This is a genomic window from Streptomyces sp. NPDC045431 (assembly GCF_040646655.1).
Lineage (GTDB): Bacteria > Actinomycetota > Actinomycetes > Streptomycetales > Streptomycetaceae > Streptomyces.
Genome location: NZ_JBEZAQ010000003.1, coordinates 92,393 through 106,960 on the forward strand (window position 1 = coordinate 92,393; position 14,568 = coordinate 106,960).

A 14,568-nucleotide genomic window follows, 5' to 3' on the forward strand; every position below is an offset into this window, starting at 1 on the left:
GGCTCTGTGCCTGTTGTTGTGCGCGCGTTCGGGCGTGAAGAAGGAGCCGCAGAGCGGCACGCCTTTGAGCGGCGGCGAGCCGCCGAAGAGCAAGAGGAGCACCGGGCGGCGCCGGGCGGGGTGCTCCTCTTGCTTGTGCGGACGCCGTGTGGCGCGAGATCTAGAACATCTGCTGCGGCTCGCCCTGTGGGGGCTTGGGGCGGGCCATTTCGATGTAGCGGGCGGAGCGGGTGCGGCCCCAGTCGATGAGGACGCCGCGGGCGGCGAGGACGGGCTGGAGGCGCTTGAGGCGGTCGGAGAGGACTTTGCCGGTGGTGGGCCAGCCCTTGGGCAGGGGCCGGAACTCTCCCTCGCCGGTGTAGAGCTGGGTCAGGCCGTGCAGCCACTCGGCGGACGTCATCCGGACCTCGGTGCCGGGCTCGATGTCGGCGGCGCGCTTGAGGACGGTCTGGGCGAGGAGGTCGCCCTCGATGACGTCGTCGTTGAGGTCGTCCAGGCTGGCCCGGTAGGCGTCCAAGGCCCCGAAGTTCTTGGCGGCGTCCAGCTGCGCGCACAGGTGGGCGAAGTCGGCCATCCGCAGGTCGGTGGGGATGTCGGCCTGGGTCGCACGGACCTCGACGGCCAGGTCGAGCACGGACCCGAGGATGGTGGGCAAGTCGCGTGCGAACTCCGCCCACAGCTCCGCCTCGGTCCGCCGCACCCGTGGGCGTTCCAGACGGAGGGGGAGGAGGCGCTCGGCGAGGTCGGGGCGGATGACGCCGACGTCGATGCCGGTCAGCAGCATGGGACGGCGGTAGCGGGAGCGGACGACGTCGCCGTCGGTGAACAGGGCCCGCTTGATGTTCTCGGCGCCGGTGACGATGCAGCACATCAGGTCGGACAGGTCCGGGCCGAGGTGGGAGAGGTTGTCCAGGCCGGTGACCCATCCGGCCGCGACGGCCGTGATGAGGTTCTCCTCGTCCTTCGGCGCGCGGCGCAGGTCGCCGCTCATGCCCTCGATGATCCGCACGAGCATCTTCCCGGCGGTGGACTTGCCCGCGCCCTGGGGGCCGGTGAGGAACGGGGCGGGGACGGGGACGTCGGGGCCGAGGCAGCCGATCAGCCAGGCCAGGGCCAGGGACTCGGCGCGGGCGTCGGAGAAGTTGCACAGCCGCATCAGTAGGTCGATGCCTTTGCCGTCGGTGTCCTTGACCGGTAGCGGGAGTTCGCCGGTGAGCTGGGTGCGGCGCCAGCAGACCTCGCGCGGGTCGGGGGTGAGGATGTCCCAGCCGGTGGGGTGGATGCGGACGGACAGCCCGTCGTCGCGGCCCAGGTCGAGCCAGGTAGCGCCGTCGAAGCCGGGGGCGACGCGGATGTGGACGGGCTGGACGTCCTCGGTGAGCGCGAGTGCTTCGATCAAGTCGAGTGCCTCCTTCAAGGCGGTTCCGTTGAAGACGCCCAGGCCGTCGCGGAACAGGCCGACCATGAGTTCTTGACGGTGGCTGCCGGTCGTGCCCTGGGAGCGGATCGGGCGGGCGACGGGGTGGCCGTTGCGCTGGGCGTAGACGGTGCCGTCGACCGTGCGGAAGTACCGGAAGTGCTGCTGTGCGTAGTCGGTGATGACCTCGCGGGCCGGGTTCTTCTCGTCCTCGGACACGGTCACATCCCCAAAGCCGTGGTGGCGTTGGCCCACGCGTCCGTACAGTGCCGCGGGGATTCCCCCTTGGCCTGCGCGGCGGCGAACAGCCGCTCGATGTGGGCGTCAGCGAGGCAGCCGCACCGGCCGTGCGTGGACAGCACCGCGAGGAACGTGCGGTACACGGTGTTGTGGATCGCGCTGGTGGCGTCGGTGATGCGCTGCTCGGCCATGGCGATTCCCCGCTCCAGATACGCGGGGGATCGGTGACGGCACTGCCTGCCCCCGCCGGGCGCGGGCACGGTCACGGTGGATGCCCCCGGCCGGACCGTGGACGGCTTCTTCTCGACCAGGGCGCGGACGACCGGCGGCAGGGCCGCCATGACGCCGGTGCCGGGGCCGAGCCAGCGGGCGTAGGACATGGACGACTTGATGTCCACGCCCGCCCGCACACCGTTGGCCGACTGCATCGTTCCCCGGTAGAGCCAGTGCTCTCCACGCGTCGTGGCGACGGTACGGGTCGGGGGCAGAGTTTCGCGGGCCCACGTGATCGCGTCCGCGTCGTCCAGGTCCACCACGGTGACCGCGGCGGCGCCGGGGTGGTAGGCGACGGCCCCGGCACGGCGCCAGGCAGCCGCCCAGGAGGCGGAGGACAACACGGCGGGGTCGGTGGTGGCGGCGGCCCATCCGTGGCACGGACGCGGGCACTGGCACGGTCCGGGGGTCTTCATGTTCGGCCGCCCGCCGCACGCGTTGTCACGGCAGTCCGGGCAGTTGCCGAACGGACGCTTGTCGGCGCGCAACGGAAGAACCGGCAGGCCGCCCGCGGCCAACGTAAGCGCGGGCGTGAGGGTGTCGGATACGGGGGTCATGCCGCTGCCTCCAGCCGGGCCTGGGTGAGGAACCGGGCGCCGATCCACTGGCTGTAGGCCGGGGGGATGGCTTCGGTCAGTTCCTCGCGGACGTCGGTCCACGTGATGCCCATGGCCGTCTGAAGCTCCGGAACGGACGGTTTGCCGCCGCCGTTGCCGTAGGCAGCGACGTACGGGCCGTCGAAGAACTCGCCGTGCCGCCACCCGCGCACCCTGCCCCTGTGCGGCTTGTGTGCGGGCTGGGCGGCCGTCCAGCGGCCCAGCTCGAAGTTGCGGTGCCGGATCACCCCGAGGCCGAACTGTTCGCCGCACAGGGTGAGGTCCTTGCGGATCTCCGCCCGGCCGTTGGGCTGCTCGATGACGTACGGCAGGGCGGACGCCTCCAACAGCTCACGTGTCGGCGGCACGAGGTCGACGTGCGTGCCGCCCCAACCCATGGCCCGGTTGGTCCCCACGGTGAGGGCGCAGCCGGCCTGGCACGGCGGCGAGGAGTGGACGAACGCGTACCGGGTGATCTCCCCGGACGCGATCAGGGCGGCCAGGTACTTCAGGGCGTCGGCCTGGACGAAGGTGAAGGGGTAGTTGGGGCGGGGGCGGATGTCAACGCCGACGACATCGAACCCGGCCCGCTGGTAGCCCATGGCGGCGCCGCCAGCGCAGCAGAACAGGTCGAGTAGTAGCGGCCGGTCGGCGTCTCGCCGGATCGGGGTGGCATGGGTCATGCTGGGTGTCTCCAGTTCTCTCGACTGTGCTGGATCACGAGGGCGGCCCCGGTCATTGGCGTGAGGGGGCCGCCTTCGGCGTTGCTAGAACGGCGGTTCGTTGCTGTAGCCGCTGGGGCCCCACGGGTCGGGGGCGGGGCGGCGACGGCGCCAGGGCTGGGGGAGGCGCGGGAGGGGCAGCAGGACCCACCGGCGGTCTTCCTGCCAGCAGGGGCAGGGCTCCCACTCGGTGCCCGCGTACTCACCGGTCTCGTAGTCGCCGTAGTCGCGGTGGTGGCCGCCCTCCCCACCGCACGCCCAGCAGTCGGGGCGCGGGGTGTCGGTGAGGATCAGGGCCCGGCGGGGCCAGTGCGTGTGTTGGATGCGGAGGCGGATCACGGCTCTCCTCGCTCGTCCGGAGGGAGGCGGGAGCAGGCACCCCGGAGGCGTCTTTCCGGGCCGTTTCGGCCCTCGTTGCGGGGTGCCTCCCTGCCTCCCTGAAGGGGTGTTTGCGCTGGTCAGGCCCAGGGATGCGGGTCAGGGAGTGGGTGAGGGAGTTCTCCCTGCCTCCCTGGCCCGGGAGGGGTGCGACTCCCTCTACTGGGTGGCGGAAGCGGAACCGTCCGTGTCGCGGTTGGCGAGGGCGCGGGCGACGCGGTCGCGGGAGACGACCATGACGCCGTCGGACTTGTAGGGCTCGGCGCCTGCGTGGTCCAGAACGCGCTTGAGGTCGATGAACGACCAGTCGCCGTAGGCGGCCGTGTTGAGCGCGGCGAGCCGTGCCAGCACGTCCTTGGTCCGCACGCGGGGCGCGTCGCCGATGACGGAGGCGATGTCAGCGAGCGGGTCGTGATCCTCGTTGTGCTCGATGGCGTGCAGGGTGGTGACGCCGTCGCGCAGGGCCTTGGCCCGGTCGGTGATGGCGGTGGCCTGCTCGTCGTCGATGTAGTGCGTCCGGACCGTGATGGACGCCTGCCCGGCGGGGATCTCGATCCCGTCGGATGCGACGACCAGCGTTCCCTTGTCCAGGCCCTGGCGCAGCAGGTGCGGGGCGGCGCCGCCGTCGACGGCCTTGTCGCCCAGCGCCATGCGGGCCTGGGATTCGGTGCCCAGGGCGAGGGAGGCGCGCGTGTGGGCGCCCTCGCGCACGAGTTTGGGAAGGTTCTGGTCGGTGGGGTCCTGCGTGCCCTCCCACAGCAGCACGTCGACCACGCGGCCCTGGTTGTGGACCTTGCGGACGCCCATGAAGTAGCGGGAGACGGCCTTGGAGCCGCCGTAGGGGCGTCCCTCCTCGTCCTTGACCGGGCACATGAACGCCACCTGTGCTTCGTCCACGATGCCGATCAGGGGGTTGAAGACCGCGCCCGGGTCGCGGCGGCGGATCTCGATCCGGCGGTTCATCTCTTCGACCAGGCTCTCGACCATCTCGGTGGCCTCGATCACCTGCTCATCGGCCGGGCCCTGAATCAGCACGGTGGCAAGGCCGTCGAACATGGCCCAGTCGCCGGCGCCCTTGAGGTCGGCGATACGGAATTCCACCCGGCGGTCCAGGCAGGCCCACAGGGCGAGCGCCCGCAGCGCGGCGGTCTTGCCCTGGTTGGACAGGCCCGTGATGAGCAGATGCCGCTGATACAGGCTCATCGCGGCGGCATCCCCGCGCAGGTCCTGGCCCCAGGGGGCCCGTCCCTTGGTGTAGTCGGCGGTCAGTGTCTGGTCGGTGACGAGCGGGGAGGGGCCGATCGGCTCGTCCAGCGCGCCGGAGTCCGCGATCCACAGCCGGACGGTGCGGGCGGCGGTCGGGATGGTGATGAACACCTCGTGCTCGTGCCGGTTGAGGTTCTCCGCGAGCTTGCGCCGCCGCCCCTGCACCTGGTCGGTCGACACCCCGGAGGGGAGGGTGACGTCGACTTCCACGCCGCATCCGGCGATCCGGATGGGGCCGAGCATCGCGGCGCCGGCGTCGCCCATCTCCTTGATGGCGTTGCGCAGAGGTGCGATCCCGAGATCGCGCAGGGCGGTGACCACGATCGACGGCGTGATCGGCGCCCCCGCGTCATCCGTACGCTTCCCGGCGGGGAGGGACCAGCTCGGGGCGGCGCCACGGTGACGCCCCACCGCCCACAGGCCCGCGAGGGCGAGCCACGGGCCGAGGGCGACCAGCGGGCCCCACACCACCTGAACGATCACCACGAGCAGCCGGATGAGCTCGACCAGGGCCATGAGCGGGGTGACGACGTCGGTGACGTCCTCGTTGGCGATGGCCAGCGCGACCCCGATCGCGATCAGCAGCCCTATCCCGCCCGCGGTTCCCACGGCAGCGCCTTTCACCAGGCGCTCGGGGGCGGTGAGCAGGTCCATGCGGCGCTTGTGCCGGTCGGCGCGGAAACGGTGCAGCCGCTCCTCCCACTCGCCCGCCGCCTCGTAGTTCCCCGCAGCTTCAGCCGCGCGGAGCATCCGCTCGTAGCGGGCACCCGTGCGGCCGTCCCACGCCCGGCGGGCCGTGATGCGCGTACCGCCGAGGACGTAGGAGGTGTGCCGGACGGCGAACCGGCCCACAGCCCGGGTGCGTTCGTGGGTCACCGCGTCCGCCATCGCCCGGCCGGTGCGCTTCCGCACCCGCACCGGCCGTACGGCGTCCGCCGACGGGACCGGGGTGGTCTCCGCAACGGTCTCCGGGGTCGCCGGGGGCGGGTCTTTGAACAGCGGGACGACGTTGTGCGTCATGCTGGGACTCTCCTGTCTGGCCTGGTGCTGGACGGGTTGGGCCCGGGGGCGGCCTGGTTCCTTGGCCGGGACGGCCGCCCCCGGGGCGTAGCTACTTCTTCGCGGCGCGTTCCTCGCGCTGACGGGCGCCGTCGATGACGCGCTCGACCTTGCGCTCCAGGTCGGTCTGGTGGACGGTCTCGCCCGCCAGACCGCGCTTGCACATGCGGGCCACGTAGTAGGCGACCTTGGCCTTTTCGGCGGTGCTGAGCTTGGGTTCCGACTCGTGCTTGCCCATGGCGGATGCCTTCCTGGGGCCGGTCTGTCCGGCTCCCCACCCGCCCCGGAACGAGCCGGGGCGGACAGGCAACCGTCAGTCGCTGACCTTGCGGATCTCGTGGCTGTGGACCAGGACCGGGGCGATCCAGAAACTGATTCGGTCGACGGTCCAGCGGCCGTCCGTGAGCGGGCCGGGCGGGACCTCGTCCAGCACCCGGCCGGTCTTGCCGACCGCGCGGGGGTCGTCCTCGCACGCGACGATCAGCACCTTGTCTCCGGCGTTGAACATCACTTCCCCTTCCGGCGAGCACGGGTGAGGGTGTTGGCGGCGGCCTTGCCCTCCGCACCGCCGACCGACCGGACCACGCTCACGACACCCCAGGCCATGGCGACGGCGAGGAACGCGAGGATGGCGAGGTTGGCGGCGATGGCGGTCAGCGCGCCGACGAGCAGCGGGCCGAAGTAGACCCCGGCCGCGACCGCGCCGGCACCGATCCCGGAGCCGAGCGCGATGCGCTGCACCGTGCGGTCGGACGGGGCCTGGTGGATGTGCTGGTGCACCACCTGCGGCACGGCGGTGGACTGTATGGCGGGCAGCTGGTCGGCGTAGGTGTAGGTGCCGTCCGGGAGCTGCACTACCCGGAGCGGTTCGGGAAGGTTGGTCATGACTGACTGCCTCCTTGGGCAGGGTCAGGCGGCGAGGGAGGTGCCGCGGTAGGCGCACGGGCTGCACATGCCGAGCGAGGGCGGGATGACGTACCCGGCATCGCGCTGGCACTGAGGGCAGATGCGGCGGGCGGCGTTGGCCTTGGCCAGGGCCGCCCACCGGGCCGGGGTCATGGGCCGGACCGGCTTGGCCAGATCGACCCGGTAGAGGTAGGCGACCAGCGGGCCCCGGCGGCGACGGGGGCGTTCGAGCTGCGCGGCGACGTCCTGGCCGCCGGGCCGCAGACCGCGTGCGCGAAGTTGGCGGCGGGTGGCGTAGCCGTCCGGGGCCAGGCGCCACCGGAACACCGGCAGCGCCCCCATCACGCCGCCTCAGCCGATGCGGCGGCGCGTTCGGCGAGCAGGGTGTCCCGCAGCGTCCGGGCGTTCGCCGGTGACGTGTGGATGGCGCGGCGGATGCCTTCGCCGGTCACCTTCGCGTCCGGCCAGTCCGCCGTCGCCGCCCGCGCTTCGGCGAGAAGCTGCTCCGGTGTGCGCTTCGGTCGGGGCGACTTCGCCACCGCCGGGAGGCGGCCGGTGGCGCGACGCGGGCGGGTCGACTCCGCCGCCACCGCGCGCCGCTCGATCGAGGCCACCGGAGCGGGACCGGCCGGGGTGAGCGGCTTGAGGTCCGGGGCCGACTTACCCAGGTCGACTGCGACCGGATCGGGCACGGTCAGCCGTGTCAGGGTGACCACGGGGTCCGGGGTCGATTCCGGCAGGTCAGCCATAGACCGTTTCATGCTGAACCGGGTGGATTCCTCCGCATTCGCTTCCGGGGTGGCATCGAGGGCGGTGGAGGGGACTGTGCCGCCGAACATCGAGGCGAGGGCGGCATCCGCACCAGCGGTGACGCGGGCGCGCTGCACTTCCAGCAGCCTCGATCCGAGGGCCACATCACCGACACCGACCTTGCGGGCCAGCCGCCACGACGCCCGATCCGATCGCTTCCTGACCCGGTCGCTGGGGTGCTGGGTGGCGCGGGCGCGGTGGTAGGCGAGCGCTTGCACCAGATCGGCGGTGCGGCGTTCGTTCTCCGCGTCGTGGCCGTCGGTGTGCACCACGATCCGCCGGGCCAGGAACGCCATGCCCTCGGCCGAGACGGACATGCCCATCGGGGTCAGGGCGTAGATGACGGTGCGGCCCGGGTCGGGGGCGGCCATCGCGCCCATGACGGCGGCGGCGGCCGGCAGCGCCCACAGCCCGACCCGCACGATGCGCGGGGAGGACTGCCCCAGCATGGTCAGCCCCAGCAGGACCAGAGCCAGTACGGCGGTGGCGCCCTCACCGGCGGCGAGTGCGCCGAGCGCGGTGCCCTTGCCGTAGGCGTGTCCGATGTTGCTGTAGGTGCCGATCCCTCCGAACACGCCCGTGGCCAGCATCGGCACGAACGCGGCCGTCAGCACCCCGATCTGTACGCGGGTCAGCTTCGCGCCGGTCATCGCGCACCCTCCGGCCTTGGCAGGGCGCGGCACTTCTCCGCGTGGGCCTGCGCCCACGCGCGGGCCTCGTCCTGGGAGGCACGCGCCCGAGACGACGGCTCGCGGTAGTTGCGGTATCGGTCGTAGTCCCAGTCGTCCCATTCCGCGCAGCCGCGGCAGGTGCTGCGGGTGGAGTACGGGTCGCCGTAGTCGACGGTGGTCAGGATCTCGACGTCGACGGCGAGGTCTTCACGGGCCAGGGACGACCCGGCGATGGTGATGTAGCGGGCGATGACGCCCTCGGGCCAGGCGGTGCTCCGAGCGGTCATACCGCACCTCCGGCGGTGAGCAGGGCGGCGAGGATGAGCAGGGCGCCGCCGGTCATGGTGAGGTCGACCGCGCGGCGCAGGCAGGTGAACTTGGCGACCGCCAGCCGGGACAGGCCGGCGATGTCGGCGGCCAGGTCGCCCGCGACGGCGGCGCTGATCTCCTCGGCGGTCAGCGTGGCCCACAGGGGGAAACCGTGTCGGCCGCCCAGGTTCGGGCGGACCGAGCGCAGCAGCAGCCCGGCCGCCGCCACCAGCAGCCCCAGACCGATCCCGCCCGTGACGATGGCGGGCCAGTTCAGCGGCAGGTCCCGCGCGACGGTCCAGGTACCGGCGAGCACCGCGCCGACGAACGCCAGCAGCAGCGCCGTCTTGGTGTCGGTCCGCGCGATCTCCGCCTTGACCTCGGCGTGCGCGGCGATCAGGTTCCGGTCGGTGGCACTCACGCGGCACCGCCGTAAAGGCTCGTACCGGCCGTGCGGTTGACCAGCGCGACCCGGGCGGCCAGCGCGCGGCGGCGGGCCCGGCGGATACGCCGCTCGTCCAGCTCGGTCGGCGTGCGGTCGAGGGTGACGATGTACGAGTCGAGCAGGTCGACGTCCGCGAGGATCACGGGCATCTCCCGCTCGATCGCGTTCAGCTCCGCGTTCGTCGGCTCCATGAAGTCGGCGAACGCGGTAACAGCGTCCTGAACAGTGACGATGTGGTCCATTGGGTCGTGCTCCTCTCCAAGGGCGAACGGCCCGAACAGCGCCCCCGGTGTTCCCGCACCGGGGGCGCGCGCCGTTGGAACCAGCAATCCGGCTCCCCTCAGCCCCGCCCGTACGGCACCCCGCGAAGGGCCCCGGACGGGCAGAGGAGGCAACCGGCCGCAGCGCACCAGCGCTGCGGAGTGGTCGGGGTCGCGCTGTACGTCACGCGGAGTCCGCGTGGCCGCCTACTTGGCCGAGGAGAGGCGGCGTTATCCCCATTCAGTTGTCAAGGAACCGGCGCTTCCTTAGAGCCGACCCGCATACACGGAGCTCTCCGGGCCTCGGGAGCAGCCCAAAGAAGGCCCTCCCACGCTCGCTGTCCTAGGACTGCGGAGCGCTTGAGAAGACGTTGGCACACAGTCCCAGGACTGTCAACAGTCCTGGGACTGTGTTTGACTGGACTCGTCGAGAGGAGTTCCACGTGGCACCCAAGTGGCGGGAACTGGCAGACAAGCTGGCCGAGCAGATCAGGAGCGGTCAGTACGCCCCTGGCCAGCAGCTTCCGCACATCCGAGACCTGGTGGAGGCCGGCGAGGGCTCCAAATCCACCGTCCACGCCGCCTACAAGGCGCTGGAGGCTGAAGGCCTGGTCACTTCATCTCGTGGTCATGGCACCGTCGTACGACAGCAGGCTCCGCTGAAGCGGCTCGGCATTGCGCGGTACGACAAGGCCAAGTGGCGGGACGGCGACGAAGTGGCGTTCATTGCCGACCGCGTCGCTTCCGGCCGGGCGTACCGGAGGGGCGAGCAGACGCAGACCGTCAGTCGCGTACCGGCGCCAGCCGTGGTTGCCGCCGCGCATGGCCTGCCCGAGGGTGCCGAGGTGTATGCGCGCGCACGCCTCGTGAAGGAGGGCGAGCAGCCGACGCACACCCTGACGAGCTACTACCGACCGGAGCATGTCGAAGGCACGCGACTTGTTGACCCCACCCCGGGCCCGGCCGGCCGCGGTGGCGGTTTCCGCGTGCTCTACGACGCGGGCTACGAGATCGACCACATGCGGGAAGAGCTGTTCGCGCGCGTGCCCAAGCCCGAAGAGGCCGCGCTCCTCCAGCTGGCACCCGGCGAGTGGGTCGTGGAGCTGCACCGCACCACCTACACCGCCGATGGGGCCGTGGTTGAGTTCGCCATCGGCATTCACGCCGCAACTCGCTTCGCGTGGGCGTACGACTTCAAGGTGCCCGATTCGGCAAAGGAGCAGGAGGGCCAGTGATCTCGGCACAAGCGTGGTCTGACGCCCAACGGCTGTGGGACTACCAGCAGATGCACCACGAGCCGCGCCCGTGCTCGGTCGGTATCGGCCTCGGCAGCCACGACCTTGGCGTGGCGGACACCGCGGTGAACCTGTACCGGCGGGGCATGATGCCGCTAATCGTCTTCACAGGCTCCACGAGCCGTACGACACGCGACCGCATGCCGCGCGGTGAGGCTGTGCACTACCGTGAGCGCGCCTTGGAGCTGGGCGTCCCCGACGCGGCTGTGCTCGTGGAGCCGAACGCCCGCAACACGGGCGAGAACATCCGGTTCTCCCGCTCCCTGCTCGAAGAGCGGGGGGTGTACGTGACTTCGGTACTGCTGGTCAGTAAGCCATACGAGGAGCGCCGGGCGTACGCCACGGCCCGCAAGCTGTGGCCCGAGGTGGATGTCGTGAGCGCGTCCACGCCGATGACGTTGAACGAGTACGTAAAGGCCATAGGAGACGCTCACCTCGTGATCGACATGCTTGTTGGCGCCCACCAACGGCTTCTGGTCTACCCCGACCAAGGATTCACGATCCGGCAAAAGGTCCCGGCGGCCGTCACGGCGGCGTACGAGCGGCTGTGCTCTGCTGGGTTCACCAGCCGCCTTGTCGGTGACCGATCCTCCACCTGAGCGGTTCTCGGGTGGAGGCGGCGGAGTCAGGGAGGCGATGGCGGCCGACTGGGCCGCCTGAGCCGCTAGATGCGGCGTGGGGAGCAAGATGCAGCATCCCTAATGCTTAGGCCGCGACCCCAGGCATGGATTATTCAATCCTCATCGCTCCGATTTATGGACTCAATCAGAGCGACAGCTTCGCGCGTCAGCACCGTCTTCCAGTACAGCTCGACAAAGATCGCTACTTTCGCTCGCAGCACCCAAGGATCCACCGGCGTGGTTACGGAGTCCGCTGCACCCGACGCATAGGCGCGAAACGCTGCGTGGGCTTCCCGGGGAGCCCCTAGAAAAATGACCGGAATGTTATTCGACTCGCTACTTTTGATGCGCGCGGCCAGATCGTACGCATCCAGGCTGCCCCCACCTCCCAGAGAGCTTTCAACCAACACGACCGCAACATCCCGCGCCCTCCTAAGGGCAACCAAAGATCTTTCTCCCGTCGAACATAGAATGACATTCTGGTCTAGTGCCCGGATTACGTCGCGAACTCGGTTGGCTCTGCTTTCATCAGAATCAACAATCAAGATTGTTGCCTTTTTCGGCAAAGATGCCTGTTTGTAATTATCAATTTCCAGCATGTGGGCGGGCTTCGACCTCTCCACCGCCTCTAGCTGCTGCTCAATAGCGGCGCATCTCTCCTCGGCCTGGATGTATCGCTTCTGTGCTTGGACAAGTTGCTCTTCAAGCTGTAATACCGCAGCTTGAAGAGCTTCCTTCTCTGCGCGTAGTTGGGCCAAATCCTCCTCCCTAAGCGCCAGTTGCCTGTCCGCCTCGGCCGCCTCATGCATTCTCGCGACCTCGGTCTGATTAAGCTGTATTTGCAAGTCTGCGATCTGATGGCGTCGATCGCTGAGCGCTTGGAGCAAGACTTGCTGTTGCATCGCAGTCGCCCGAGAGTTGCGATCAGCCTCGGCTAATTGGTCTTGCAGTGCCTGCACTTTATGCCTAGGTGCACTGCTGGCATGCAGGGCTGCACGGTGGACGTTCCTAAGTGTGCTGATTGCATCTGGCGTAGGCGTTTTCCCCATCTGTTCCGATACGTCGGTCAGTAGGTCTACCACGAACTCCCAAGGAGGAATTCTGGCCCCGCTAAGAAATCGAGAAATCGATCCTGGATCTCGATGCCGACGTGCCGCGTAACGCCGCACGGATACCTGCAGTCCCGAAAAAAGAGTTCGTAGAGCTTCAGACAGTCGCCGTTCCTCCTCAGATAGACCCTCTGGTAGGGGTAGCAGCTCCCCCATGCCAACCTCCGAACCCATTGAAGGTGTTGCCGCTTCATCGGCAACACCGTTGCGCCTGTCGCAACACCTGCGAACTCCACCAGTCTGGCGTTCCGCGACCTTGCGGTGAGCAGAAAGGTACAACGCCATGCGTCCGCACTTGCAGCGAATGCACCTAGTCGCCCTTGGAGTGGTGGCCTCTTTGAGCGCCGGGTTCACGTACGTGGGGGGCCACATCGACTCAGGGATCAGCGTCCTGGTAGCCGCAAGCAGCCTGTACTCGACGTGGGCCGGTCTCCTGGCAGGCAGTCGCCGCAACGACGGACGTCGAAAGGATCGGCCCACCGAGTGACCGCAAAGACGGTCTAACTAGCCCAGGCTGGATCCCGCCAACGGCCGCTCAGCGGAGCGACGGGGAGCGGCTATGGGCCATGTGCGGGCCAGCGCGCACAGCGGTGGGGGCTCGGCCGACCCGATGCAGGTCGCAGCGCTGCTCGGCCGTCATGCGTAACGCTCTTGAAACCGTTCGCGGCCATGTCAGTGCGGCGGTCTACGCTGCGGGCGTGGACGATCTTCTAGGCAAGGTTCTTGATCTGCAGGGCGCATGGACGGCCTCCAACACGGATGAAATGCGGAGACGGGGGATCTACATTCGGCAGGATCTCCCCGCTCTGCTCAGGGAGCGTTCCTCCGAACTGGCCGACGCGCTGGGCGTAACCCTGGACGAGCTGGGCGTTGAGGGCCGGGACGGTACGGGGCTCAAGACCGAGATCCCGTGGGTTCGCGTCTTCGGCCGCGAGCAGTCGCCGAGCGCCACGACCGGCTGGTACGTGGTGTACCTCTTCAGCGCTGCTGGTGATCGCGTCTATCTGTCTCTCAACCAGGGGACGACCGTATGGAACGGGGGCGAGTTCAAGGCGCGCAAGGTCGAGGACCTGAGGGCCCGAGTGGGGTGGGCTCGTCCCTTTCTTGCCCGGCAGGTAGCGGGCCGGACGGATCTCCATGAAGACATACGGCTGGATGCGCGCACCCCGCTCGGTCGTGGCTATGGGCCGGGGAATGTTGTCGCCATCGAGTACTCCCGTGAAGCTCTGCCCTCACAGCACATCCTCATCACCGATCTGCTGTACATGCTTGGCCTTCTGCAAACGGTCTACGAGGCCGAGCGCTTGGCTCCACACATCCCGGGTGACCCGGCTCCCGAAGTGCTGGAGGCTGAACAAAGCGCGGCCCTCGTGGCAGGGCGACGCCACTGCAGGGCTGCGCGTCCAGCGCGGTCCGGTCAGGGTTTCCGCCTCACCCCTCAAGAGCGACGCGCGATCGAACGGCACAGCGTGGCCATGGCGACTGCGTACTTCGAGGCGCAGGGATGGTCAGTCAAGGACGTTGGAGATCGCGAGGCCTTCGACCTGCTGCTGAAGCGGGGTGAGGAGCGCCTGCACGTTGAGGTCAAGGGGACAACCTCGGCTGGACGCGACGTTATCCTGACCCGCGCCGAGGTGGAGAAGCAGAGACGGTACTACCCGGCCAACGCGCTGGTGGTCGTCCACTCCATCGCTCTCGACCGCACCGGGACGGAGCCTGTTGCTTCCGGCGGGGTACTCCACTGCACCTCGCCCTGGGAAATCAGGGATGAGGACCTAACTGTGATCTCCTACGCCTATCGCACGGCGGTGGGTGGCGAAGGCCACGGCGTTCAAAACGCGCTCGACGTCCTCGCGAGCGGTTCTCGACAGGAGGAGCAGAACCCGATCACGGCTATGTGATGCTGGGATCGATCGTCGCTGTCGCGGTCTCAGTTCCGGTCTCATATGGCGCCCCGTCCGCCACTGTCCGTGGAGGTCCACCAGCCTTTGGCCCCTGCGCTGATCAGGGCGTATAGGAGCTGCGCGGACGAATATGGACACCCCCGGACCAAGATCGGACAACTTGTAATGCGTAGGTCGTCGGTTCGAATCCGACAGGGGGCTCCAAGAAACCGTGTCCCGGACCGCTCAGGTCCGGGACACTTTCTTGTGCGAGCTGTAGCGCTCGGTTCCACAGAGCTGCCGATTACA

The 14,568-nt window shown here is 69.2% G+C and carries 17 protein-coding genes; 3 read left to right on the top strand and 14 right to left on the bottom strand.

The window, feature by feature from the left end:
- Window positions 1–160 precede the first annotated feature (160 nt).
- The 13 genes from AB0A69_RS08880 to AB0A69_RS08940 form a co-directional block, all read right to left on the bottom strand.
- The gene (locus tag AB0A69_RS08880; protein ID WP_361417149.1) at window positions 161–1,636 is read right to left on the bottom strand and encodes an ATP-binding protein; all 1,476 of its coding nucleotides are present in this window, start codon (window positions 1,634–1,636) and stop codon (window positions 161–163) included.
- Between the two features lie 2 nt (window positions 1,637–1,638).
- The gene (locus AB0A69_RS08885) at window positions 1,639–2,487 is read right to left on the bottom strand and encodes a DNA primase (protein ID WP_361417152.1); all 849 of its coding nucleotides are present in this window, start codon (window positions 2,485–2,487) and stop codon (window positions 1,639–1,641) included.
- Window positions 2,484–3,209, bottom strand: a complete 726-nt coding sequence (locus AB0A69_RS08890) for a DNA methylase (protein ID WP_361417155.1) — start codon at window positions 3,207–3,209, stop codon at window positions 2,484–2,486. The genes AB0A69_RS08885 and AB0A69_RS08890 overlap by 4 nt, the downstream gene beginning before the upstream one ends.
- A gap of 84 nt (window positions 3,210–3,293) precedes the next feature.
- Window positions 3,294–3,587, bottom strand: a complete 294-nt coding sequence (locus tag AB0A69_RS08895; protein ID WP_361417158.1) for a hypothetical protein — start codon at window positions 3,585–3,587, stop codon at window positions 3,294–3,296.
- A 198-nt stretch (window positions 3,588–3,785) separates the two neighbouring features.
- The gene (locus tag AB0A69_RS08900) at window positions 3,786–5,912 is read right to left on the bottom strand and encodes an FtsK/SpoIIIE domain-containing protein (protein WP_361417161.1); all 2,127 of its coding nucleotides are present in this window, start codon (window positions 5,910–5,912) and stop codon (window positions 3,786–3,788) included.
- 91 nt (window positions 5,913–6,003) lie between these two features.
- The gene (locus AB0A69_RS08905) at window positions 6,004–6,189 is read right to left on the bottom strand and encodes a DUF6257 family protein (protein ID WP_361417164.1); all 186 of its coding nucleotides are present in this window, start codon (window positions 6,187–6,189) and stop codon (window positions 6,004–6,006) included.
- Between the two features lie 75 nt (window positions 6,190–6,264).
- Window positions 6,265–6,459, bottom strand: a complete 195-nt coding sequence (locus AB0A69_RS08910) for a hypothetical protein (protein ID WP_361417167.1) — start codon at window positions 6,457–6,459, stop codon at window positions 6,265–6,267.
- Window positions 6,459–6,836, bottom strand: a complete 378-nt coding sequence (locus AB0A69_RS08915) for a DUF6251 family protein (protein WP_361417170.1) — start codon at window positions 6,834–6,836, stop codon at window positions 6,459–6,461. The genes AB0A69_RS08910 and AB0A69_RS08915 overlap by 1 nt, the downstream gene beginning before the upstream one ends.
- Window positions 6,837–6,860: 24 nt before the next feature.
- Entirely contained in the window at window positions 6,861–7,199 is a 339-nt protein-coding gene (locus tag AB0A69_RS08920; protein ID WP_361417173.1) for an RRQRL motif-containing zinc-binding protein, read from the bottom strand.
- Window positions 7,199–8,317 (bottom strand): conjugal transfer protein, encoded by a 1,119-nt coding sequence (locus tag AB0A69_RS08925; protein ID WP_361417176.1) that lies wholly within the window; start codon window positions 8,315–8,317, stop codon window positions 7,199–7,201. Before AB0A69_RS08925 ends, AB0A69_RS08920 begins: the two co-directional genes overlap by 1 nt.
- On the bottom strand, window positions 8,314–8,625 hold the full coding sequence (locus AB0A69_RS08930) for a hypothetical protein (protein ID WP_361417179.1): 312 nt from the start codon (window positions 8,623–8,625) through the stop codon (window positions 8,314–8,316). Before AB0A69_RS08930 ends, AB0A69_RS08925 begins: the two co-directional genes overlap by 4 nt.
- Window positions 8,622–9,068 carry a Pycsar system effector family protein gene (locus AB0A69_RS08935; RefSeq protein WP_361417182.1) on the bottom strand — a complete coding sequence of 149 codons (447 nt, stop codon included), beginning with the start codon at window positions 9,066–9,068 and terminating at the stop codon, window positions 8,622–8,624. The genes AB0A69_RS08930 and AB0A69_RS08935 overlap by 4 nt, the downstream gene beginning before the upstream one ends.
- The gene (locus tag AB0A69_RS08940; RefSeq protein ID WP_361417185.1) at window positions 9,065–9,334 is read right to left on the bottom strand and encodes a DUF6284 family protein; all 270 of its coding nucleotides are present in this window, start codon (window positions 9,332–9,334) and stop codon (window positions 9,065–9,067) included. Before AB0A69_RS08940 ends, AB0A69_RS08935 begins: the two co-directional genes overlap by 4 nt.
- A gap of 461 nt (window positions 9,335–9,795) precedes the next feature.
- On the opposite strand from AB0A69_RS08940, the gene AB0A69_RS08945 reads away from it, so the two are divergent.
- Window positions 9,796–10,587 (top strand): GntR family transcriptional regulator, encoded by a 792-nt coding sequence (locus tag AB0A69_RS08945; protein WP_361417188.1) that lies wholly within the window; start codon window positions 9,796–9,798, stop codon window positions 10,585–10,587.
- Complete coding sequence (locus AB0A69_RS08950; protein WP_361417191.1) at window positions 10,584–11,246, top strand: YdcF family protein; 663 nt, start codon at window positions 10,584–10,586, stop codon at window positions 11,244–11,246. The genes AB0A69_RS08945 and AB0A69_RS08950 overlap by 4 nt, the downstream gene beginning before the upstream one ends.
- 134 nt (window positions 11,247–11,380) lie before the next feature.
- On the opposite strand, the gene AB0A69_RS08955 is transcribed toward AB0A69_RS08950, so the two are convergent.
- Window positions 11,381–12,169: a response regulator gene (locus tag AB0A69_RS08955; RefSeq protein ID WP_361417194.1), complete on the bottom strand. Its 789-nt coding sequence runs from the start codon at window positions 12,167–12,169 to the stop codon at window positions 11,381–11,383.
- 905 nt (window positions 12,170–13,074) lie between these two features.
- Between AB0A69_RS08955 and AB0A69_RS08960 the strand changes: the two genes are divergently transcribed.
- Window positions 13,075–14,277, top strand: coding sequence for a DUF3578 domain-containing protein (locus AB0A69_RS08960; protein ID WP_361417197.1), 1,203 nt, complete (start codon window positions 13,075–13,077; stop codon window positions 14,275–14,277).
- Window positions 14,278–14,568 lie beyond the last annotated feature (291 nt).

What these genes read in the sequence shown, in the direction of transcription:
- AB0A69_RS08930 (WP_361417179.1), bottom strand. Translation starts at nt 8,625, where the DNA reads ATGACCGCTCGGAGCACCGCCTGGCCCGAGGGCGTCATCGCCCGCTAC.
- AB0A69_RS08910 (WP_361417167.1), bottom strand. Translation starts at nt 6,459, where the DNA reads ATGTTCAACGCCGGAGACAAGGTGCTGATCGTCGCGTGCGAGGACGAC.
- AB0A69_RS08900 (WP_361417161.1), bottom strand. Translation starts at nt 5,912, where the DNA reads ATGACGCACAACGTCGTCCCGCTGTTCAAAGACCCGCCCCCGGCGACC.
- AB0A69_RS08925 (WP_361417176.1), bottom strand. Translation starts at nt 8,317, where the DNA reads ATGACCGGCGCGAAGCTGACCCGCGTACAGATCGGGGTGCTGACGGCC.
- AB0A69_RS08885 (WP_361417152.1), bottom strand. Translation starts at nt 2,487, where the DNA reads ATGACCCCCGTATCCGACACCCTCACGCCCGCGCTTACGTTGGCCGCG.
- AB0A69_RS08905 (WP_361417164.1), bottom strand. Translation starts at nt 6,189, where the DNA reads ATGGGCAAGCACGAGTCGGAACCCAAGCTCAGCACCGCCGAAAAGGCC.
- AB0A69_RS08890 (WP_361417155.1), bottom strand. Translation starts at nt 3,209, where the DNA reads ATGACCCATGCCACCCCGATCCGGCGAGACGCCGACCGGCCGCTACTA.
- AB0A69_RS08940 (WP_361417185.1), bottom strand. Translation starts at nt 9,334, where the DNA reads ATGGACCACATCGTCACTGTTCAGGACGCTGTTACCGCGTTCGCCGAC.
- AB0A69_RS08955 (WP_361417194.1), bottom strand. Translation starts at nt 12,169, where the DNA reads ATGCAACAGCAAGTCTTGCTCCAAGCGCTCAGCGATCGACGCCATCAG.
- AB0A69_RS08915 (WP_361417170.1), bottom strand. Translation starts at nt 6,836, where the DNA reads ATGACCAACCTTCCCGAACCGCTCCGGGTAGTGCAGCTCCCGGACGGC.
- AB0A69_RS08920 (WP_361417173.1), bottom strand. Translation starts at nt 7,199, where the DNA reads ATGGGGGCGCTGCCGGTGTTCCGGTGGCGCCTGGCCCCGGACGGCTAC.